Origin of the sequence: Desulforhopalus vacuolatus, assembly GCF_016918505.1 — a bacterium.
Lineage (GTDB): Bacteria > Desulfobacterota > Desulfobulbia > Desulfobulbales > Desulfocapsaceae > Desulforhopalus > Desulforhopalus vacuolatus.
Map to the genome: position 1 here is coordinate 21,268 of NZ_JAFFPZ010000020.1, position 22,090 is coordinate 43,357.

At 51.4% G+C, this 22,090-nt stretch carries 21 protein-coding genes and 2 pseudogenes; 16 read left to right on the plus strand and 7 right to left on the minus strand.

The annotated features are described in order from the left end of the window. Nucleotides 1-3: 3 nt before the first annotated feature. Nucleotides 4-222, minus strand: a complete 219-nt coding sequence (locus JWG39_RS11815) for a hypothetical protein (protein ID WP_205219615.1) — start codon at nucleotides 220-222, stop codon at nucleotides 4-6. Nucleotides 223-368: 146 nt separating this feature from the next. Here JWG39_RS11815 and JWG39_RS11820 point away from each other — a divergent pair, with 146 nt between their 5' ends. Continuing rightward, nucleotides 369-1,826, plus strand: a complete 1,458-nt coding sequence (locus tag JWG39_RS11820; protein ID WP_205219616.1) for a nicotinate phosphoribosyltransferase — start codon at nucleotides 369-371, stop codon at nucleotides 1,824-1,826. Between the two features lie 5 nt (nucleotides 1,827-1,831). Here the strand turns inward: JWG39_RS11820 and JWG39_RS11825 are convergent, their stop codons facing one another. Continuing rightward, a complete protein-coding gene (locus JWG39_RS11825) occupies nucleotides 1,832-3,079 on the minus strand; it encodes a U32 family peptidase (RefSeq protein WP_205219617.1) in 1,248 nt (415 codons plus the stop codon). Nucleotides 3,080-3,406: 327 nt separating this feature from the next. On the opposite strand from JWG39_RS11825, the gene mnmA reads away from it, so the two are divergent. The 7 genes from mnmA to JWG39_RS11860 all read left to right on the plus strand — a co-directional run bounded on the left by mnmA (nucleotide 3,407) and on the right by JWG39_RS11860 (nucleotide 11,353). Then, the gene (gene mnmA / locus JWG39_RS11830; protein ID WP_205219618.1) at nucleotides 3,407-4,453 is read left to right on the plus strand and encodes a tRNA 2-thiouridine(34) synthase MnmA; all 1,047 of its coding nucleotides are present in this window, start codon (nucleotides 3,407-3,409) and stop codon (nucleotides 4,451-4,453) included. Between the two features lie 7 nt (nucleotides 4,454-4,460). Continuing rightward, complete coding sequence (gene mtaB, locus JWG39_RS11835) at nucleotides 4,461-5,765, plus strand: tRNA (N(6)-L-threonylcarbamoyladenosine(37)-C(2))-methylthiotransferase MtaB (RefSeq protein ID WP_205219619.1); 1,305 nt, start codon at nucleotides 4,461-4,463, stop codon at nucleotides 5,763-5,765. Nucleotides 5,766-5,963: 198 nt separating this feature from the next. Next, nucleotides 5,964-7,217 carry a CinA family nicotinamide mononucleotide deamidase-related protein gene (locus JWG39_RS11840; protein WP_205219620.1) on the plus strand — a complete coding sequence of 418 codons (1,254 nt, stop codon included), beginning with the start codon at nucleotides 5,964-5,966 and terminating at the stop codon, nucleotides 7,215-7,217. Nucleotides 7,218-7,350: 133 nt separating this feature from the next. Further along, on the plus strand, nucleotides 7,351-8,406 hold the full coding sequence (gene recA / locus JWG39_RS11845) for a recombinase RecA (protein ID WP_205219621.1): 1,056 nt from the start codon (nucleotides 7,351-7,353) through the stop codon (nucleotides 8,404-8,406). A 101-nt stretch (nucleotides 8,407-8,507) separates the two neighbouring features. Continuing rightward, nucleotides 8,508-9,893 (plus strand): NAD(P)/FAD-dependent oxidoreductase, encoded by a 1,386-nt coding sequence (locus JWG39_RS11850; protein ID WP_205219622.1) that lies wholly within the window; start codon nucleotides 8,508-8,510, stop codon nucleotides 9,891-9,893. A gap of 628 nt (nucleotides 9,894-10,521) precedes the next feature. Further along, nucleotides 10,522-10,686, plus strand: a complete 165-nt coding sequence (locus JWG39_RS11855) for a rubredoxin (protein WP_338032212.1) — start codon at nucleotides 10,522-10,524, stop codon at nucleotides 10,684-10,686. A 73-nt stretch (nucleotides 10,687-10,759) separates the two neighbouring features. Beyond that, nucleotides 10,760-11,353, plus strand: coding sequence for a peroxiredoxin (locus JWG39_RS11860; protein ID WP_205219623.1), 594 nt, complete (start codon nucleotides 10,760-10,762; stop codon nucleotides 11,351-11,353). A gap of 382 nt (nucleotides 11,354-11,735) precedes the next feature. Here JWG39_RS11860 and JWG39_RS11865 read toward each other — a convergent pair. Next, nucleotides 11,736-12,020: pseudogene (locus JWG39_RS11865) on the minus strand (ArsC family (seleno)protein); the annotation flags it as partial. Between the two features lie 47 nt (nucleotides 12,021-12,067). Then, entirely contained in the window at nucleotides 12,068-12,583 is a 516-nt protein-coding gene (locus tag JWG39_RS11870) for a ferritin (protein WP_205219625.1), read from the minus strand. Nucleotides 12,584-12,829: 246 nt separating this feature from the next. Here JWG39_RS11870 and JWG39_RS11875 point away from each other — a divergent pair, with 246 nt between their 5' ends. The 8 genes from JWG39_RS11875 (at nucleotide 12,830) to JWG39_RS11910 (ending at nucleotide 20,311) form a co-directional block, all read left to right on the plus strand. Beyond that, the gene (locus JWG39_RS11875; RefSeq protein ID WP_205219626.1) at nucleotides 12,830-13,201 is read left to right on the plus strand and encodes a desulfoferrodoxin; all 372 of its coding nucleotides are present in this window, start codon (nucleotides 12,830-12,832) and stop codon (nucleotides 13,199-13,201) included. A gap of 94 nt (nucleotides 13,202-13,295) precedes the next feature. Then, the gene (locus JWG39_RS11880) at nucleotides 13,296-13,553 is read left to right on the plus strand and encodes a hypothetical protein (protein ID WP_205219627.1); all 258 of its coding nucleotides are present in this window, start codon (nucleotides 13,296-13,298) and stop codon (nucleotides 13,551-13,553) included. A 172-nt stretch (nucleotides 13,554-13,725) separates the two neighbouring features. After that, the gene (locus JWG39_RS11885) at nucleotides 13,726-14,184 is read left to right on the plus strand and encodes an Lrp/AsnC family transcriptional regulator (RefSeq protein ID WP_205219628.1); all 459 of its coding nucleotides are present in this window, start codon (nucleotides 13,726-13,728) and stop codon (nucleotides 14,182-14,184) included. Between the two features lie 10 nt (nucleotides 14,185-14,194). After that, the gene (locus tag JWG39_RS11890; RefSeq protein WP_205219629.1) at nucleotides 14,195-15,451 is read left to right on the plus strand and encodes a diaminopimelate decarboxylase; all 1,257 of its coding nucleotides are present in this window, start codon (nucleotides 14,195-14,197) and stop codon (nucleotides 15,449-15,451) included. Between the two features lie 60 nt (nucleotides 15,452-15,511). Next, entirely contained in the window at nucleotides 15,512-16,957 is a 1,446-nt protein-coding gene (locus tag JWG39_RS11895; RefSeq protein WP_205219630.1) for an exodeoxyribonuclease III, read from the plus strand. Between the two features lie 27 nt (nucleotides 16,958-16,984). Then, nucleotides 16,985-18,679, plus strand: a complete 1,695-nt coding sequence (locus JWG39_RS11900) for a bifunctional sulfate adenylyltransferase/adenylylsulfate kinase (protein ID WP_205219631.1) — start codon at nucleotides 16,985-16,987, stop codon at nucleotides 18,677-18,679. A gap of 11 nt (nucleotides 18,680-18,690) precedes the next feature. After that, nucleotides 18,691-19,212 carry an O-acetyl-ADP-ribose deacetylase gene (locus JWG39_RS11905; RefSeq protein ID WP_205219632.1) on the plus strand — a complete coding sequence of 174 codons (522 nt, stop codon included), beginning with the start codon at nucleotides 18,691-18,693 and terminating at the stop codon, nucleotides 19,210-19,212. A gap of 619 nt (nucleotides 19,213-19,831) precedes the next feature. Then, entirely contained in the window at nucleotides 19,832-20,311 is a 480-nt protein-coding gene (locus tag JWG39_RS11910; protein WP_205219633.1) for a CBS domain-containing protein, read from the plus strand. 615 nt (nucleotides 20,312-20,926) lie between these two features. On the opposite strand, the pseudogene JWG39_RS17420 reads toward JWG39_RS11910, so the two are convergent. The 3 genes and pseudogenes from JWG39_RS17420 to JWG39_RS17110 form a co-directional block, all read right to left on the minus strand. After that, nucleotides 20,927-21,132 (minus strand): annotated as a pseudogene (locus tag JWG39_RS17420) (HAD family hydrolase); the annotation flags it as partial. Nucleotides 21,133-21,311: 179 nt separating this feature from the next. After that, complete coding sequence (locus tag JWG39_RS11915) at nucleotides 21,312-21,497, minus strand: hypothetical protein (protein WP_205219634.1); 186 nt, start codon at nucleotides 21,495-21,497, stop codon at nucleotides 21,312-21,314. A gap of 207 nt (nucleotides 21,498-21,704) precedes the next feature. Continuing rightward, entirely contained in the window at nucleotides 21,705-22,055 is a 351-nt protein-coding gene (locus tag JWG39_RS17110) for a helix-turn-helix domain-containing protein (protein WP_369130614.1), read from the minus strand. Nucleotides 22,056-22,090 lie beyond the last annotated feature (35 nt).

Consider the following 22,090-nt stretch of genomic DNA (forward strand, 5'->3'; position numbering starts at 1 on the left):
CGCTTACAATCCTCCAAATCCGGAGAATTTTTTGCGAAACTCGCCGCTTTCTTTCTCCCCGTCAAGCATGCGCCGCAGTATCGACAGCTCTTTCTCAGCCATCTGCAGCTCCCGGCGCAGCGAGTCTTCCTGTTCCGGCGTTGCCACCGCCAGTTTTTTGTTCAGTGTCTCCACCGTTTGTACCGCCCTGTAGACATCCCTGGCCAGCGCTCGTATCGACATTCAGTCTCCTTTTTCAGTGAATTTCCGCAAACTGCTTGCAAAATAGCAGTGTATCTAACAAAGTGTCCCCCCATGGTAAGAAGAAAAACCACTCTCTCCAGTATTTTCATCAGGGAGACAATCCTCCAACCTCAAAACACAATTCAATGAATCCCAGAAATCTCTCCATGCTTTCTGATTTCTATCAGTTCAGCATGGCGCACGGTTATTTTCGCAAGGGGTATCGCGATAAAATCGTCTATTTCGATATGTTTTTCCGTTCCATCCCGGATAATGGTGGTTATGTCATTGTCGCGGGGTTGGAACAGGTTATTGACTATATCCAGAATCTCAGCTTCTCGGAAGAAGATCTGGAGCTGCTGCGCAGTAAAGGGATAAACGATCCCGGTTTCCTCGACTACCTGCGCAACTTCACCTGGCGCGGTGATATCTACGCCATGCCGGAGGGCAGTATCGCTTTTCCCTACGAACCTCTGGTTACGGTGCGTGCACCGGTAATCGACGCTCAGATCATCGAGACCATGGTGCTGCTCACCATCAACCATCAGTCACTCATCGCCACGAAAACCAGCCGTATCGTCCGAGCCGCCGAAGGACGCGGTGTGATGGAGTTCGGGGCCCGTCGTGCCCAGGGCCCGGATGCCGCCATTTATGGTGCCCGCGCGGCGTGGATTGGCGGAGCAATCGGCACATCCACCCTGCTCGTCGAAAAGATGTTTGGCATGCCCGCTCTCGGCACCATGGCGCACAGCTGGGTGCAGCTCGCTTCCTCAGAATATGAGGCCTTTAAAGACTATACCGAACAGTATCCGGATAACTGTGTTCTGCTCGTAGACACCTACAACACACTGAAATCGGGTGTGCCCAACGCCATCAAGATTTTTGATGAGGTGCTGACCCCACTCGGCAAGAGGCCGAAAGGCATCCGTCTTGACTCCGGCGACCTCGCGTGGATCTCTAAACGGGCACGGAAGATGCTTGACGCGGCGGGATATGCCGACTGTAAAATTATAGCATCCAACAGCCTTGATGAAACCGTCATTGCATCACTCATTCAGCAGGATGCTCCGCTGGACACCTTTGGTGTGGGAGAAAATCTGATCACCGCCAAATCCTGTCCGGTATTTGGGGGGGTCTATAAACTGGCCGGCATTGAGGAGCAGGGGAAAATCATCCCCAAAATCAAAATCAGTGAGGACATCGCCAAAATCACCAATCCCTCCTTTAAAAAAACCATCCGTTTTTACGACCGCGAGAGCGGCCATGCCCTCGCAGACCTCCTCATGTTGAAGAATGAAGAAAGAGCGGCGGATACCCCCTGCACGATTTTTCATCCGCAGTATCCATGGAAAACCAGAACGCTGGAGAACTTCCGGATGAAAGAGTTGCAGGTACCTGTTTTTCTGGCTGGAGAGCTGGTCTATAAGAAACCGGGTCTGTCAGAAATCTGCGCAAACGCTCAGGCAGAGATGGCAACCCTGCCGGAAGAAATTCTGCGGCTGGTCAATCCTCATATTTATATCGTAGATCTTTCACAGAAGCTGTGGAACATGAAGATGGAACTGCTTGAGCAGAAAAATCCAAACGGGCAGCACAGTTACTGAAGCGTTCATATATCCCGATTGCGGCGGAAAATCCCCCGTGGCTCTACCGCAACCGGGTGCTCCAGTTCCAGAAAGAGCAGATTCCCCGGATTGGCCTTCTCCTTCACCTCCCCCTCTTCACTGCGCAGAGCAACAATTTTCACCATCTGTCTTTCAGCAAACGCCCTGCCCATATATTCAATCTCCTCACCGGGAAAGACAGTGTTCCTCATCTCCACAAACGGCTGTTCCCCCGCTTTGCGCACTACAGCAACCGGCTCAGAGACCTGCTCCATGCGTGAGGAATCGTAGATCATCTCCGAACTGCCAGGCCGCTCATGGATGAAATTCTCCGTCGCCCCCCGCGTACCGAGACTGGAGACCTCCTCCATCAGATATGCCGGCATCTTGATCAGCTCGGGCAGCTCCCAGGCAGACTCGGGCAGCGCGGCAAGATAATCCAGCGCGGCACGGTAGGCCCGCACCACCCCCCCCACATAAAAGATGGACTTCATCCGCCCTTCAATTTTCAGAGAATCCACTCCTGCCGCCATGAGTTGCGGCAGCATCTCAAGCAGGCAGAGATCACGGGAGTTGAAGATATAGGTGCCGCGTTCATCCTCCTCTACAGGATAATATTCACCAGGCCGCTTCTCCTCCATCAGCGCATATTTAAAACGACAGGGGTGGGCACAGGCACCGCGATTGGCATCACGACCGGTGAGATAACTGGAGAGCATGCAGCGGCCGGAATAAGAAATGCACAGGGCACCATGGACAAAAACCTCCAGCTCACAGTCAACGCCGGAACGCACTCCGCAAATCTCCTTCAACGACAACTCCCTCGCGAGATTGAGGCGGACAGCTCCCTGTTCCTGCCAGAAACGTGCAGACTCCATGTTGGTAACGTTGGCCTGCGTAGAGAGATGCACCGGCAGTTGAGGAACCTCTCTGCGGGCAACAGCGAGGATACCAGGATCCGCAATAATTATTCCGTCCGCGCCACGTCCGGCAATTTCATGGAGATATTCAGCCAGCCCGATAAAGTCCTCATTGTGGGCAAAGATATTAACCGTCACATAGACCTTTACCCCGGCTTCATGGGCAAAGGCTATCCCCTCCGCCATCTCCTTTTCAGTAAAATTTCCAGCCCGCGCCCGCAGACCATACTGCTTTCCGGCAAGATAAATGGCATCTGCACCATAGTGTATGGCAGTGACGAGTTTCTCTAAATTGCCCGCAGGGGCAAGGAGTTCGGGTATTTTAATTGGCATGGTATTTTTACTGAAAGGGGATAAGGAGGTGGATTTTCATTAGGAGCCTGGGGGAAAGATAGGTGCTCACGGTTCGTTGTACAATCTTTTTTTACCGCGAAGAACGCTAAGGAAAGCAAAAAGAGGGAGAAAGGTCTCCCGTCTCCCTTTTTCCCTCCTTCCCTGTTTAATTTCGCTGAACTCTTTGTTACAATTCCCCTGAACCAAAAACACACCCCTTGACGGGAAAACACAGCGTATTTATCTTAGAGCACTTTCCTTTCCAACGTGCGGCAGGTAGAATGTCTCCATACTGCAACACGTCCATCTCTACCCCCCACTGTCCAGATGAGCATCAACCAGCCCGGCCAAATCACAGGCATTGCCATGAGCGGAGGTGTAGATTCCACCGCTACAGCCCTCATCCTGAAAGAGAAATACGGTGCGGAAAATCTGCGCGGTTTCTTCATGCGTCTCGCCCAGCCCGATTTCGAGCAGCAGCTCGCGAGAGTGCAGGAGGTTGCGGAACGGGTGGGGATCGAGTTGCACGTCATCGACCTTTCCGCCGCTTTTGAAGAGAACGTTGTCTCCTATTTTGCCGACAGCTATTTCAGCGGTCGCACGCCCAATCCCTGCGTCATCTGCAATCTGAAAATCAAGTTTGGTCTTTTCCTTGATGCCATGGTTGCCGCCGGGATGGACACCGTCGCCACCGGCCACTACGCCAGACTGCTCCACGGCACCTCCTGCCGTCTTCTGATGGGTGTCGACCAGCGCAAGGATCAGAGTTATTTCCTCGCCCGCCTCAGCCAGCAGCAACTTGGCCGGGTACTCTTTCCCCTTGGCGAGATGGCAAAGGATGATATCTACGATTTTGTTGAGGCACACGGTTTTACGGACTTTCGGGGCAAAGAGAGCCAGGACATCTGCTTCCTTGAAAACACCAGCGTCAGCGCTTTTCTTGAGGATCGGCGGAATATTGCCGTTTCCGGTGCTATTGTCGATACCGAAGGCAATGAGCTGGGACGTCACGCCGGAGTCCACCGCTACACCATCGGCCAGCGACGGGGTCTCGGCATCGCCAGCTCCGCGCCACTCTATGTTATCGCCCTTGATATGAAGAAAAATGAAGTAATTGTCGGGCGTGACACAGATTTGCTGTGCAGTGAAATTGAGCTGACCGAAATACAGTGGTTCAACGGAGAGGTACCGGTTGAAGGCGAATACCTGACCAAAATCCGCTACACCCACCGTGGTGCTCCCGCCCGTCTCACACTGGAGGAGAACAACTGCGGCCGGTTACACTTCTCTGAGCCGCAGCGGGCCGTTACCCCGGGGCAGTTTGCGGTTTTTTACAGCGAAGAAGAAGTTATTGGCTCCGGAGTCATTCAATAAAAAAAATATGAAAAAAGCAATTATCACAACCCTCGGCTGCAAGGTCAACCAGCTGGAATCTGCCGCCATCAGTGCGGCTCTGGAAAATGCGGGAATAACAGTCTCTTCAGAGAAGAATATTGCGGACATCGTCATCCTTAACACCTGCACCGTAACCGCCCACGCCTCTGCCCAGTCACGACAGAAACTGCGCCACCTGCTGCGAAAAAACCCGGCGGCCGATATCTACATCACCGGCTGCCACGCCGAAGAGGCCCACGAAGAGCTGAAAAAGATGGAGGAACTGCACGGTCGCAATTTCTCCATCTACGGAAATAATCACAAGGACAGCCTCATCGCCAACGCCATTGCGGGGACCCACCACAGCGACGTTGGCAATATCATGCAGGCTCGCGAGATCACCCGCCTGCCGATGACCAGATTTGCCCGCCGCACCCGCGCCTATCTGCGCATCCAGGACGGCTGCAATGCCTTCTGCAGTTACTGCATTGTGCCCTACACCCGTGGCCCAGGCCGCAGCCTGCCGGTGGCGGAAGTAGTAGAACAGGCACGCGCCTTTGCTGCTTCCGGCCATATTGAGCTGGTGCTTACCGGTATCCACCTTGGTCTTTACGGTGCCGATCTCAAGCCACAGGAGAACCTTGTTTCTCTGCTCGACGTCCTCACTGCACGTTTACCTCAGCTTCGCTTCCGTATCAGCTCCCTCGAACCCGTGGAAATTGATAACGCCCTGCTCTCGCTGATGGCCGAGCGCTCCGGCATTCAGCCCCATCTGCACATTCCCCTGCAGAGCGGCTGCGACGCAATTCTCAAGGCAATGAACCGCCGCTACACCACGGCGCAGTTCCAAGAGATCATTGAAAACTGTCACCGACGTATTCCCGGCCTTGCCATCGGCATCGATATTCTTGCAGGGTTTCCCGGTGAGACCGAAGCCGATTTTGCCAGGGAGGTACAGTTCCTTGAGAGTCTTGAATTCACCTATCTGCACGTCTTCCCCTACTCAATACGCCCCGGCACCCGTGCCGCTGAATTACCGAATCAGGTTCCACAGGCCGAGAAGGATCGACGCTCGGCCATCCTCCGCAAACTGAGCGGGGAACGAAAGCAGGCCTTCTACAAAAGCCAGCTTGGCACAGTTCACCCGGTATTTTTCGAGGGCAAACGAGACCACAGCGGATACCTCAAGGGTTTTACTGACAATTATGTTGATGTGCGCGCGATCGGAGATGACTCCCGGCTCCGCAGTCGAGTGAAAACCCGGCTGAATACGCTGGAAGATGGTATAGTTCATGGTGAAATTATTCCCTGAAAAACATGGCGTTTCCCATAAGGGAGCAGTGAATAATCGCCCATCGTCCTGGTTACAGTCAAAAATTTATCCTCGGAGGGAAGCGCCAGACTCCGATAGTAAAGTTCTGCCTGCGATAAATTTTCTTCTGAGCCTCGAAGATGAATGAAATACAAGGTTCTTCAAGGAACCCATAAGAACTACGGAGAGGAGCAGAAGATGAAAAACGAGTCGCCACGCAAGATTGAAATTATCGCCATCGGCGATGAACTGACCTCCGGTCGAATCCGCAATACCACCAGTGGATATGCAGCCCGTCAGCTCTTCGAAGCAGGCTATGATATCTGCGCCATGAACACCATCGGAGACGACCCGCATCAGATAGGTGAGGCACTCAAACGTGCTTTGCGCCGGGCGAACGCCATCATTGTCACTGGCGGACTCGGCTCTACCGACGACGACCTCACCACCGACGCAGTCTGCTCGGCTTTCAATCTGCCCTCCGAGAAAAACGCCGCTGTCCTCACTGCCATCCGTTCCCACGTGGGCGTGGAACACGGTGCTTTACCCGCCGGACTTGAAAAGCTGGCGTTGCTGCCACAGGGAGCAATTCCTTTCGACCCCAGTCGCCAGATGTCGGGGTATCTGCTGGTTCTCAATACACTACCGGTCTTCTTTCTACCCGGTGTTCCGGATCAGATGCGACTGCTGATGGAGGAAGAGGTACTGCCGAAACTGCCCACTCTCGGCAGCGACTACCGCCTCTCCACCTGCCAGCGGCTCTTCCGCGTCTTTAACATGGACGAACTTGAGGTGAACCAGCGTATCGCCAGGCTGTCACTCCGCCCCGGCGTCCATCTGGGATACTACCCCGTCTTTCCAGAGGTGCATGTCAACCTGACCGTTCGCGACCCGGAAGAGTGTGAAACCAATGATGTCTTTGCAACCGCCACTGCCGCCGTTGAATCAGCTATCGGGGATACAATCTTCGGTTACGACCGCGACTCAATGGAGATCGTTACCGGACATCTGCTGAAGATGAAAAAACTGACGCTCGCTACGGCAGAATCCTGCACCGGCGGGCTGATCAGTCAAATGATTACCAATGTACCCGGCAGCTCCACCTTTTTCCTCGGCGGCGTGATCTCCTACTCCAACGACATAAAGAGTACACTTCTCGGGATTGACCCGGCACTTATTGAACGGGTTGGCGCGGTAAGCCACGAGGTGGCCGAAGCCATGGCTCAGGGCATCCGCCAGCTCAGCGGTGCTGATATCAGCCTTGCCGTTACCGGTATTGCCGGCCCCGGCGGCGGCAGCAAAGAGAAACCGGTGGGAACTGTTTATGTTGCCATGGCAAAGAAGAGCGGCATTGAAGTGAAGCGCTGTGCCTTTACCGGCAACCGTCGGCAGATTCGTCTGCTCACAGCCTTTACTGCCCTCGACATGGTGCGCCGCGACCTGCGCGGCTGAGAAAAAGCACAGTTTGAACCGCCCGCACGGGGCGGTGCACCCCCCGCTCGCCGGCGGCAGACCAGGAGTCATCCGGCACTTCATTTGAAAAATATCAACTCCCCCTTTCACAAACAATTACAGGAGAATATCCATGGCAGCAGCTCCCAAAGATAAAATGAGCAGCGTCGATAACGCCATCTCACAGATTCAACGTCAGTTCGGCAAGGGCTCCATCATGCGCCTCGGCAGTCAGGAACATGCAAATGTACCTGTCATTTCCACCGGTGCCCTGAGCCTCGACATCGCCCTCGGCATTGGCGGTCTGCCCAAAGGAAGGATGACCGAAGTGTATGGCCCGGAATCTTCCGGGAAAACAACCCTCGCCCTGCATGTCGTCGCCGAAGCGCAGAAACTGGGAGGCACCGCAGCCTTCATTGATGCCGAGCATGCTCTCGACACCAGCTACGCCTCCCGCCTTGGCGTGGATATCGACAACCTTCTCGTCTCTCAGCCGGACTTCGGCGAGCAGGCTCTGGAAATCGCTGAAATCCTCATCCGTTCCGGTGGTGTAGACGTTATCGTCATCGACTCAGTCGCCGCCCTGGTACCCCGTGCGGAAATTGACGGTAACGTCGGAGATTCGCACGTCGGCCTGCAGGCACGCCTGATGTCCCAGGCGATGCGTAAGTTCACTGGAGTACTCAGCCGCAGCAATACCATCCTCATTTTCATCAACCAGATTCGTATGAAGATCGGTGTGATGTTTGGCAATCCCGAAACCACCACCGGCGGCAACGCCCTTAAATTTTACTCATCCATCCGCCTTGATATTCGCCGTATCGGCCAGCTCAAAGACGGCCAGGAACTCATTGGCAACCGGACCCGGGTAAAAGTGGTGAAAAACAAGATGGCACCGCCCTTTAAAGAGGCGGAGTTCGATATTGTCTACGGAGAAGGCTTCTCTAAAGTTGGTGATATGCTCGACCTCGCCGTTGATCTTGAGATTGTGGAGAAGAGCGGTTCATGGTACTCCTACAACAACGAGCGCATCGGCCAGGGCCGTGAAAATGCAAAACGTTTTCTTAAGGAAAATACCGTAATGGCAGCCGATATTGAGCACAAGGTGTGCCTCGCCTATGGCTTGCCGACTGGACCGGATGTACCGGTGATTGAAGAAAAACCCGCTCCGCCGGAAAAGAAAGACTGAGGGAACCTTACAGGGCCCCATCTGCAACATTTTCGGCATAGACTGAATTTCCCGGGCGGGCTCGCAAGAGTCCGCCCTTCCTTTTTTCAGAAGAGGATCTCATGCAGAAAACAGGGAACTATGATGTCATTATTGTCGGCGGTGGCCCTGCGGGTCTTTTCGCCGCCTGGTACCTCGCCGAACACTCCAGTCTGCGTGTTCTGATTATTGAGAAGGGACGTGCCCCGCAGGATCGTAAATGTCCAATAAAGGATAAGGGCTGCATAAAGTGCAAGCCCTGTAATATTCTCTGCGGCATCGGTGGAGCCGGGCTTTTTTCCGACGGTAAACTCAACTTTATCCACAAGCTTGGCAAGACCGATCTCACCCAGTTCATGTCAGTCTCTGCGGCGAAGGAGCTGATTAATGAGACAGAAGAAATCTACAACCACTTCGGCATGGACGGTCGCGTCTATCCAACCGACATGGTCCGTGCCAGGGAAGTCCGCAAGGAGGCACGCAAGCATGGCATTGATCTGCTCATCATCAGGCAAAAGCACCTCGGAAGCGACAACCTGCCTGGACACATAACCCAAATGGCGAAATATGTGGAGGGCAGAGGGGTGGAGTTTCACTGTCTGGAAGAAGCCGTCGATGTGCTGGTGAAAGAAAATTCGGTGGAGGGAGTGGTGACGAATAAAGGTAAATATTACGCTCCCAACGTTATCCTCGCCCCTGGCCGGGTCGGTGCAGAATGGGTGGCACGGGTAGTGCAGGCTCAGGGTATCACCGTCCGCCAGCGCGGCATTGAGGTAGGCGTGCGGGTCGAGGTACACAACGAGATCATGCAGGATCTCTGCTCCGTTATCTACGACCCGACCTTCTTTATTCAAACCGCAAAATATGACGACCAGACCCGCACCTTCTGTACCAACTACGGTGGTTTTGTGGCACTGGAAAACTATCAGGACTTTGTCTGCGTCAACGGTCATGCGCTGATGGAGAAGAAGAGTGAAAACACCAACTTCGCCTTTCTCTCCAAGGTTGTGCTCAACGACCCGGTAGAGGACAATCAGGCCTACGGCGAATCTATCGGCAAACTGGCCTCCCTTATCGGCGGTGGGAAACCGATCCTGCAGCGATTCGGTGACCTCAAACGCGGGCGCCGCTCCACCTGGAACAGAGTAAGGCACAGCTCAATAGAACCGACCTTGACCAGCGTCACCTGCGGTGATCTCGCCATGGCCCTGCCGGAGCGAATTCTTACCAACCTTGTGGACGGCCTTGAGCAGCTCAACGAAATCATTCCCGGCGTGGCCAATGACGGAACGCTGCTTTATGCCCCGGAGATCAAATTTTTCGCCACCCAGGTTACGACAGACAACAACCTGGAAACGAAGGTTCACGGTCTCTTTATGGCAGGTGATGGTCCTGGAGTTGCAGGCAACATCGTTTCCGCTACGGCCACCGCTCTTATCCCGTGCAAGGAGATTCTCAAGCGGAGATGAGGCAGGAGACGGGAGACAGGGAGAAAGGAGACAGGAGACAGGAGACGGGAGACGGGAAAAAGCAAAAGCCGGAACAGCGATAACCCGCGAAACATACACGCCACATTGTCACTACCGGGTGATAACGGTGACCTTACATATCATTGGTGAAAAATTGGTACAACAGTGATTTCGGCAATGATGTAGAGACAAGGCATGCCTTGTCTACACGGTGACGATAAACGTAACGATAACTGTGGAATTCACAACCATTGGCAGGCTATAAACTGGTAGTAATTCTCGGAATTATTAAGAGCAGGTACAACCGCTATTGGGCCCCAAAATGAGGCATAACTTAATAGGAATGGTATTATATAGAGAAACTTTCGTGTGTTTCGCAGGCTGCCCGGTCTTTGGTTTACTGCTTTTTGCTTTTCCCTTTCTCCCGTCTCCTGCCTCCCTTTTTTTCCCACAACTTTTTGAGAAGTTACAAAAACATCTTTATATATCATTGATATTACGATAAAAGATAAGATTACGAGAACGACAGAGAGATAATTTTTCACTCTTCCCTTGACTCCAAATTCGAAGATGCTATAGTTTTCGCTGTAGTATTAGAGAATCATTATCAATAAAAAAGGAGAACAACATGGCAGACATGAAAAAAATGGAATGTCCCTGCAGCTACATATACGATCCCGCAGAAGGTGATCCCGATAACGGCGTAGATCCCGGTACCGCCTGGGAAGATGTACCGGAAGACTGGGTCTGCCCGGTCTGCGGCGCGGAGAAAGAATCTTTCTTCGACGCATGAGAGACTGTTTTTTTTGATGAGGCCCTGCCATTCGGCAGGGCCTTTTTTCGTTTAACCCTATCAGGAGAACATTATGAGTCTATTGGTAACCAATCCCGCCCCGGATTTTACTGCCACCGCCGTCATGCCGGATAACTCTTTCAAAGAGGACTTCACCCTCTCTGATTACAAAGGCAGATACATAATGCTCTTCTTCTATCCGATGGATTTCACCTTCGTCTGCCCCTCGGAGATCATCGCTTTCAACAAGGCGTTTGAAACCTTCAAGGCCGCCAACTGTGAGGTGATCAGTGTCTCCATCGACTCCCACTTCACCCACCTGGCGTGGAAAAACACCCCGGTGAACAGCGGTGGTATCGGTGACATCCGTTTTCCAATGGTCTCCGACCTCGACAAATCCATCTCACAGAAATATGGGGTACTGCTCAACAACTCCATCGCTTTGCGCGGCCTCTTCATCATCGACCGTAAAGGGATTATCCGCCATTCCACCATCAACGACCTGCCCCTTGGTCGCGACGTGAATGAAACACTGCGTGTTCTTGATGCTTTGCAGTTCACCGAAAAATACGGTGACGTCTGCCCTGCCAACTGGCACAAAGGAGACGAGGCAATGAAACCAAACGCCGAAGGTGTTGCCGAGTACCTGTCGAAACATGCGGAGTAATACCATTTCTATTAAGTTGTGACCTTACTCAATGCCATTTTCACTTTCTATTGGCGAATGTAAAGGCAGGGGGATGGGAGACAGGAGAAAGGAGACGGGAGACAGGGAAAAGCAAAAGACGGAACAGCGAAAAACTTTTTGCCAAAGGAAAGCTCTTTACATCCTGTTTATCCATTCGTAATCGCCAAAAAAATGTCTATGCAGTCTCGTTCTCTGGTCAATACAAAATGTAAATGGTATAACCAGTTGTAGAAGGACGGGGAAAGTCTCCTTTCTCCCGTTCTTTTCGCCTTTTGTTTTTACCCTCATAAAAAAAGACCGTCACCAAACAAGGTAACGGTCTTTCTGCAACAAATTTTTTCTCAAATAAAGTGCCGGACAATCACTCCAGTGAAGAGTACATCTCCACATTAAATCCAACGTAAAACACATCCCCCACACGCAGGGTCGGTGCCCGCAGATTGCCGGTGCGGCCGGTGATCTTCTTCAGCAGCTCCGCATGGTCCGCAGTCTTCGGATCAAATTCTGTAATCTTTTTGCCGCTGGCGACAACAATTTTCGAGGCCTGAGCCACTACGGCAAAGGCTTCCTCTTGATTGAACACAACCTTCTTCGCTTCAACCCGCTCAACCACGGGAATATCCTTCTCTGCAAAGACCGCCCCGGCCTTTTTACATGAGGCTCATCCCTTTCGCAGATATGCCCAGTCTATCTTCATTCCTGAACCTCTGGAGCGGGAGATGCAGTACGCTGGCCAAGATTTGCATCCAAATGATAGAGTGCTGCCGTATTGTCACCGATCATTTTAACCCTTGAAAGAACGTCACCCACGTTATTTTCCTCTTCAACCTGTTCAGTAACAAACCACTGCAGGAAAGCGGTTGCGGCGTAATCTTTTTGTTGTATGGCAATATCCATCAGGTTGTTGATCATCCCGGTTACCTTCGCCTCATGATCCACCACCTCGCTGGCCACCTCAAGCACGCTCTTCCAGCCAGCACCCGGTTTTGGAATGGCACCAAGCTGTACATTACCCCCGCGCTCAATAATATAATTGAAGATACGCATGCAGTGTTCATACTCCTCTGCTGCCTGCAGCCGCATCCACTCGGCAAAACCCGGCAGACCTTTCTCTGCAAGCCAGCCGTACATTGCAAGGTAAAGGTTGGAGGAATACATCTCTGCATCAACCTGCCTGTTCAAAGCATCATTCATTTCTTTATTAATCATTGCCTTCCCCTTTTGTGAGAGCTGTCATGCACAGCTTTTTGTGGAATTTTTATACTTCCGTGCACAAAAGAATAGTACAGCTGAATGAGGATACAAGAGAACAGATGAGAATTTTTCCTAAAAAAACTCTTCCTCGGGATTGCAGGTTTTCTTCTCAATGCTTATGTTTCGAGGATGTCTGCCGGTCGCCATAACGTTTCCGGTGAAAACAAAATGAACGACAAGCTATCCTGAGGAGGAGTTAGAATGAGTGAAAAAAAAGCTGTTTATAAATGTTTTGTCTGTGGAAACATCGCTGAAGCAATGAATGACACTGATGGTGAATTGGTCTGCTGCGGCAAGCCGATGCGGATGATGAAAGAAAACACCACTGATGCTGCCACCGAAAAACACGTTCCGGTTGTGGAAAAAACAGACGGCGGCCTGAAAGTCTCCGTAGGTTCTGTTCCCCATCCTATGACTGAAGAACACTGGATTGAATGGATTGAAGTTCTCTCCGGCAACAAACTCTATCGCCAGTTCCTTACTCCCTCTGACAAACCGGAAGCTTTTTTCCCGGGCCTGACAGAAGGCACCGCACGGGCTTTCTGTAATCTCCACGGTTTCTGGAAATCCTGATACGTTTCATAGTTGTAATATTGAGGGCCCGACAGATGAAAATCTGTCGGGCCCTTTTCTTTTCAGAACATCGTTCTGTTTTTACCGTTATTTGATGAATAAAATTCTTGACAATACTGCCAATATAAATATTATACAGGCAAAATGGAAAACAGCAGAACAGGAAAAAGCAAAAAACGGTAAGACAATTTTTTTACCGCGAAGAACGCTAAGGAACGCGAAGAAAAGCAAAAGCGGGAGACAGAAAAAAGCAAAAGACGGAACAGCGAAAAACTTTTTGCCAACGAATAACAGCTCTAAACATGCGAATAAAGGCAAAAGATATTTAAGGAAAAAGATTTTATTTAATTAAGGCGGGCAAGACAGGAGAAGGGGAAAAGAAGACGAAAAAAAGCAAAAACTTTGAAACACATCCCACAACGGATGTCATCGGATTTTGCTGCCCTGCTTTTTCCTGTCTCCCGTCTCCTTTTTTGTCTTTTTATCTTTTTCCATAACTTTTTGAGAAATTACGAACTCACCCCATGATTGACGAAATAAGCTATAAAATATTAAAAATTCTTCAAGAGAAGGCCCGAATCCCCAACGTCGAAGTAGCACGTCAGGTTGAGCTGGCTCCGTCGGCGGTTCTGGAACGCATCCGCAAGCTGGAGAAGCAGGGCTATATCGACGGCTACGAGGTGCGCCTCAACCCGCAGCGCTTCAGCCACTCGCTGATTGCCTTTGTGCATCTGCACATTGAGACGAAAATGCTTGAAGGAATTGATGCTGCTCTACAGGAGATCCCTGAGATCCAGGAAATTCACCTCGTCACCGGCAGTGACGGCCTCTTTTTGAAGATGCGCTGTGCAGACACTGAGGCCCTTGGAAAATTGCTTTTCCATTCCATTCAAAAAATCCCCGGCGTGCGCTCCACGAATACAGAGACCGTCGTGAAAACCCTGAAAGAAACAGGCAGAATACCCCTGCCGCAACAGAGCTGAGAAGGATACCATGCCCATTTCCAAAGACTATAAAACACGCCTTTTCCCCGCAGCCCGCAAAATCACTGACCACTTTGCGACCCCCTTCCACATCTATGACGAGGCCGGAATTCGCAGCACCGGTGCCCGTCTGCGAAAAGCCTTTTCCGGAGTGAAGGCTTTTAAAGAGTTTTATGCGGTGAAGGCACTGCCCAATCCGGAAATTCTTAAAATCATGAAGGATATGGGCTATGGCTTCGATTGCTCCTCCCAGGCTGAACTTATCCTTGCCCGACAGGCTGGCGCGGAACCGGAAGATATTATGTTCACCTCCAACAACACCAGCAATACCGACTTCGCCCTCGCTGCAAAGAACGGTGGCTGTATTCTCAACCTTGATGACATCTCGCTGATCGATAAGGTCGGTACACTGCCGGAGCTTATCTGCTTTCGCTACAACCCCGGCGGACGGCGCACCGGCAACGAGATTATCGGCAATCCGGTAGAGGCCAAATACGGCGTCAGTCATGAGCAGATTATAGAGGCCTATCGCAGAGCGAAAACCGCCGGTGTCACCCGTTTCGGGCTGCACACCATGCTTGCTTCCAACGAGTGCAATTATACGTATATGGTGCAGACTGCGGAAATGCTGCTTGAGCTGATCGCCACCATCAGCAGTGAACTCGACATCACCTTTGAGTTCGTCAATATCGGCGGCGGTCTCGGCATCCCCTACGAGCCGGGCATGCCCGAACTTGACGTAGAATCCCTTGGTCGCGAAGTGGCGGCACTGTTCACTGCCTTTGAAGCACAACATGGTTATCAGCCGACACTCTGCACCGAAAGTGGCCGCTTCATGACCGGCCCCCACGGCGTGCTGATAACCACCGCCATCAACCGTAAAGAAATCTACCGTACCTATGTGGGTGTGGACGCCTCAATGAGCGCGTTAATGCGTCCGGGCATGTATGGCGCATACCACCACGTTGAAGTGGTGGGCAGGGAGGGAGGTGAAACCGAGGTGGTGGATGTTGTCGGTGCCCTCTGTGAAAACAACGATAAATTTGCCGTCCAGCGGACCCTGCCGAAGATGGAAACCGGTGACCTTGTTGTCATTGAAGACACCGGTGCTCACGGCAGCGCCATGGGGTTCAACTATAATGGAAATCTGCGGCCGAAAGAACTGCTCTTCCAGGAGGACGGCACAGTGAAACTTATTCGCCGGGCGGAGACCCTGGAGGACTATTTTGCCACCCTCCATTTCGAACCGGATTCCTGCACGCTGTAATTTCCAGGGCGGAGTGTTTCTCAACTCCGCCCTTTCCCCTTCTCTTCACCCTCCCCTCCCATGCCCAAAATCGATATCGCCCGTTACCTTGAAATTGTGAAAAAAGATGTGAGCAACCGCCGTGTACCGGTAGTTGACCTCATCGCCGTGCAGACAAGAGAGCCTTTTAAGGTGCTTGTTGCCACCATCCTCTCCGCCCGCACCCGGGACGAGGTAACCGCCAGTGCTTCGGCCAAACTTTTTGCGAAAGCAGCCAATATCGACGACCTGGCCAGACTCAGCGAAGAGCAGATTGCGAAGCTGATTTTTCCTGTCGGTTTCTACAAAACCAAGGCGAAACACCTGCTCAAACTGCCCGAAGCGCTGGCGTCGTTTGACGGCATTGTGCCGCACACCATGAAGGAACTGCTCACCCTGCCTGGAGTCGGTCGCAAGACGGCCAACCTCGTGCAGAGTGTTGCCTTTCAGCTGCCTGCCATTTGTGTGGACACCCATGTCCACCGCATCATGAATATCTGGGGATACGTTGACACCGACACTCCCCTGAAAACCGAGATGGCGCTGCGGAAAAAACTCCCCGAGGAGTTCTGGATTCCGGTCAACTCCCTGCTGGTCAGTTTCGGCCAGTCGATATGCCGCCCCATCGGGCCGCACTGCGATGAGTGTCCTCTGAGCAGCGACTGCGCGAAAATCGGCATAACCCCGCGTAAAACCCGTACGGCGAAGATACCGAAGGGGGCAATTAAATGTATTTCATGGAATGTCAACGGCATCCGCGCGGTGGAAAAGAAGGGCTTTGTTGATATCCTGCTCGCCTTTGACGCCGACATCATCGGCATCCAGGAGACCAAGGCCCAGCCGGATCAACTCTCTGACAACCTGAAAGACATCCCCGGGTACACCTCTGTCTGGCACAGTGCGGAGCGAAAGGGCTACTCCGGCGTTGCCCTCTACACCCGCCTCAAACCACTCGCGGTTCACTATGGAATCGGCGAAGAAGAGTTTGACTGCGAGGGGCGGGTTATTGGTCTGGAGTTTGAGAAATTCCATCTGCTCAATATCTACTTTCCCAATGCCGGGGCAGGACTGAAACGTCTTGACTACAAACTGGCCTTCGACGCTGCGCTGCAGCGATATTGTCAAAAGCTGGAGGAGAAAAAAGATGTTATACTCTGCGGAGATTTTAATGTTGCCCATAAAGAAATCGACCTGAAGAATCCGAAGACCAACGTGAAGAACGCCGGTTTCACTCCTGAGGAGCGTTTCTGGATGGACGGCTTCATTGACGACGCCGGGTATATTGACACCTTCCGCATGTTCAATCAGCAGCCGGATCAATATTCCTGGTGGAGTTACCGCTTCAACGCCAGGGAAAAGAATATCGGCTGGCGCATCGACTACTTCTGCGTCAATGCCGGAGCAAAAGAAAAGGTGCTCGATGCAGGAATCATGCAGGAGATTACCGGCTCCGACCACTGCCCGGTACAACTGCTCTATCAACCGTAACGGGTACCTTGAAGATAAAAAACAACCATGAATAAACACTCCGAGAGTCTCCTTGTCCACTTTCGCCGGGTGGAAAATCTGCGCCGCGAAGCGCTTGATCTTCCATCTCTGAGTCTCAGCCCCCGCCAGCTCTGCGACCTTGAGCTGCTGCTCAACCGCGCCTGCTATCCCCTCAGCGGCTATCTCAACCGGGCAGACTACGACAGCGTACTGGAGCGGATGACTCTGACGGATGGCACTGCCTGGCCGATTCCCATCGCACTGGACGTGAAGGAGGAGTTTGCCGCTTCGCTGAAAAGCGGGCAGCGGCTGGCACTCACCGACGGCGAAGGCTTTCTGCTGGCCATTCTCACCGTGGGAGACATCTGGCGGGCCGACCGCGAGGCTGAGGCGAAATCAGTTTATGGGAGCGATGACGCCTGCCTGCATCCCGGCGTGGCTCAGCTGTACAAGCGGATAAAAGAGTTTCGCATCGGCGGTGCTCTGGAGGGAATCACCCTCCCCATCCACTACGATTTCCGCGCCCTGCGCCTCAGCCCCTCGGCGACGGTGCGCACCTTCACCATGAACGGCTGGCGGCGGGTACTCGGCTTCCATACTGACGAATATCTGCACTGCGCCCACCGTGAGATGGTGCTCAGCGCGGCCCGGGAGGCCCAGGCGGCCATCTTTCTCCAGCCGGTGGCCGATCTCAGCCATCCCGGTGACCTTGGCTACTACACCCAGATCCGTTGTTACGAGGCCTTCGCGGAGAAGTTCCCGTGCAACATGATTGCTCTCGGCATCACCCCCTACGCCCACCGTCTCGCCGGACCGAAAGAGGCCTTGTGGCAGGCGATCATCCGCAAGAATTTCGGTTGCAGCCACTTCATGGTGGCGGAGGATCAGGCAGATCCCTTCCGCCGCAACCAGGACGGCAAACTCTTCTATGAACGTGGTGCAGCGCAGCAGCTGGTCGCGGAGAATGCCGGAAAGACGGGCATTGAAATGGTGCGTCAGCGGCCGATGGGCTACAGCGAGAAGCGCAGGATGTATCTCTTCATGGATGAGCTGCAGGACGAAGAGGTGAAGCAAATCACCTCAACCGAGCTGGAACGGCGGCTGGAGATGGGCGAGTATGTGCCGGAATGGTTTTCCTGGCCGGAGATTGTTCGTGAACTGCAGGACTCTTTTCCGCCGCGTTCAAGGCAGGGATTCACCATCTTTATGACCGGGCTCTCCGGGTCGGGGAAATCGACGATTGCCAAAGTGCTGATGGTCAAGTTTCTGGAGAGAAACGACCGCCCTGTCACCCTGCTCGACGGTGATATCGTGCGCAGCAACCTCTCTTCGGAGCTTAACTTTACTCAAGAACACCGCAACCTCAATGTCACCCGCATCGGGTTTGTCGCCAGTGAAATAACGAAAAACGGCGGCATCGCCATCTGCGCCCCCATCGCTCCCTACCCGGAATCAAGGGCGGAGAACCGGGAGTTGATCTCCGGCTATGGCGGGTATATTGAGGTGTATGTCTCCACTCCGCTTGAGGTCTGTGAAGGACGCGACCGCAAGGGCCTCTACGCCAAAGCGCGGGCGGGAATTATCAAGGGCGTCACGGGGATTGATGATCCTTATATCCCCCCCGAGAACCCGGAACTGACCCTTGATACCACCGAAATGACACCGATGGAAGCCGTGCAGGAAATCATGCTCTACCTTGAGGAGCAAAAATATCTACAGTGAGGTAAACAACAATGACTGCTGAAAACATAGAAATTATTGAAGGAGATATCACCCTCGCCCCGGTCGATGCAATTGTCAACGCCGCCAATCAGGAACTGCGCGGTGGCGGAGGCGTGGACGGTGCAATTCAGAAAGCGGCCGGGCCTGAACTGCTTGAGGCATGCAGACAAATCGAAGCGGTCAATGGAGTCCGGTGTCCTTTCGGTGAGGCTGTCATTACGATGGGATATAACCTGCCGGCGACGTATGTCATTCATACGGTCGGCCCAATATATCAACAGGCTGAACATCCCGAGAAAGTACTGACCGCTGCCTATGGAAACAGTCTGGACATTGCGCTCTCTCATCAATGCAGATCTGTTGCTTTCCCGGCAATTTCATGTGGTGTTTATGGCTATCCACCTGAGGAAGCGGCAAAGATCAGTATTTCGGTGTGCAGAAGGGAGAAATACAGGGGACTGAAGATCTATTTTTATCTGTTTCGGAAAGAACTTGTTGAGATATGGACAAAGGCTCTTGAGGACGGGGTGTGATACCATTCCTATTAAATTGTGACCGTGCTAAATGCCATTTTCACTTTCTATTGGCGAATTCAAAGGCAGGGGGATGGGAGACAGGAGAAAGGCAAAAAACTTTAAGAAGTTACGCTTTTATAAAAAATGCCCTTTTTCGCATGATTAGACTATTTCTATTAAGTTATGCTCGTTTTGCATCCTGTTTATCCATTCGTAATCACAAAAAAAGATGTCCACGCAGTCGCGCTCTCTGGTCAATACAAAATGTAAATGATATGATATGATATGATTCGGAAGAAAAAATAGGTACCGTCACCATCGACCATGAGGTAAATCCGCTCAATCAACCTCTGCCTGTTGTGTGCATCAGGAGCATTGCTGAACACATTACAGATTGAGGTTGTTTGTTCTTCGCTGAATAGTTATATCTTTTTTAGCTTGCTATTTATTTTTCTTTAGCTTGCTGTTTATTTTTCACCTGGTTATATATATGATCCCTGGCTGGTGAAGCAATACTCTTTTAAATTTATAATTGTCGATATATTGGTAAGTTAGCAGTACCTGCCGGCTCAACTCAGCTGCTATGCACTATAGTCAGTAAATAATACTTTGAAAGAACCCTAAGAAGGAGACAGTAATGCAGTTATTTGCAAAAGATATCATGATCAAAAATTATGATACCATTCAGATGAATGAACCTGCAGAAAATGCTATTCGTAAAATTCTCAACGCCAAGGTCAGACCAACAGGCCATAAGACAGTCAGTCTTATGGTTATTGATGATACCCATAGACTGGTGGGAACGATCAGTATGTTTTACATTCTGTATCACCTGCGCCCATCTTTTCTCAACTATGGTATTGATGGCGACACCCTTTCCTGGAAGGGTGAACTTGATCAATTCATCAAGTCAGTTAAAGAAAAGAAAGTGAGCCAGATAATGAATGCCAATCTCTTGAGCATCCCCCCTGATGAACCACTCATGGCAATCGTAGACAGGATGGTTAAAGACAGAATCCGACGAATGCCGGTTGTTGATAGTGGCAAGTTGGTTGGAGTCGTTTATGTCTCTGATATTTTTTACCACCTCTTTGATCGATATGGCTATCTTGAATAATTGCCATTTCGCCCACCCTCAGCGTTAAAAAGGGAATGGGGTCTCAACTTTGGGAGTTATCCCAAAGTTGATTCATAATCCTGGTGCACTGTACGGCTTAAATTCGGATACAAACGTTTTCGTTTAATGTGTTGTCCCTGTTCGTGAAAATTCGTGTCTATTCATGGATAAACAGGAGACAAAACGGGGCATAACCTAATAGGAATGGTATAATACCATTTCTATTAAGTTATGACCGTACTAAATGTCATTTTCACTTTCTATTGGCGAATTCAAAGGCAGGGGGATGGGAGACAGGAGACAGGGAAAAGCAAAAGACGGAACAGCGAAAAACTTTTTGCCAACGAATACTATTAAGTATTGCTCTTTTTACATCCTGTTTATTCATTCGTAATCACAAAAAAAGATGTTCACGCAGTCGCGCTCTCTGATCAATACAAAATGTAAATGGTATAATTCATACGGGTCGGCCCAATGGCGATACCCACATGGCCTGTGCCAGAGCGGGTGGATCGTTGATGCCGTCGCCTGCCAGGGCAACCATGTACTCATCCAGCTCTCTTCCATCCAGTCGGTGTGCGAAGAGATGTCAATCTCAAAATCGTCCATGGTTTTGATCTGCCGCTCATCTGCACCCTCTACAATTGCCTCCGCCAGAGGATGTTCACTTGCCTTTTCCAGACTTGCCGAAAGAAGAAGCAGTTTTTCTTTAGGGCATCTTTTGCTGTCACCGCATCGGTCAACTTTGGTTGACCAGGGGTCAGAGTGCCAGTCTTATCGACCACCAAAGTGTCGATTTTACGGATTGTTTCAATTCGCTGTCACTGTCCAGAGTCAATGTCTCCTTACGCCCCGTAATTGTGTCGAGAAGGCCATTTATAACTGAGGCAACCTCATCCTTGCACTTCATCTGTGTTCAGTGTAATTCCACTGTTATCATTACGTTTCCCGTCACAGTGTAGACAAGGCATGCCTTGTCTCTACAACACCATTGCTGGAATCACTGTTGTAGCGATTTTTCACCAGGGATGTGTAGTGTCACCGTTATCACCCCATGGTAATGATATGGCAGTGGGTTATCGGTAATGCTTGCCATTTCGCTGATGGCCGCCACCGTAGAGACAAGGCATGCCTTGTCTACAGAACAACATCGCGGGAAACCACCGCCGTGCCGATTTTCTATCAATGGTGATGAATCAATACAAAATGTAAATGGTATAACAGGGGAGGCATTCTGCCCATAAGAGAAACCCCGGCTCGTTTACGTTTCCCCCCCTTTCCACCGACGTTTACCATACCGCAGCAGATACGTGTGGAGTTTTCCTCCCTTTTACCGATCTTTATAAATCCGGTCATAAACCGCCGTATGGCAAACATGTTTTTACAGAGATAATTAACAGAAAATCGATAGATTATAGACTCTGGGATACCCCCGTCGGAGCCACTTTCGTATAACCTGCACAGCTTCAGGGTTTTGTTTTGTGGCCTTCTCAGCAGATTTCCGTCTGGTCATCGCTATGATCTGAGCAACACAGGGGGTATAGCTCCCTTCAAAAGAGTTGCTATGAATTTCACGTGAAATCGTACTCTTAGAACGATTCAAGGTATCAGTAATATCAGTCTGAGATCTTCTTGTTTGAAGAAATGCACTGATCTGGTACCTTTCTAAAAGAGTGCGTTGCTGGCAGCAAGTGCTGGTACCTGTGCATGGTAACCTCCGGTTACGTTGTGGTGACATAACCATACCGGCAGCTCACTCTTTTTTCATATCACGGTGTT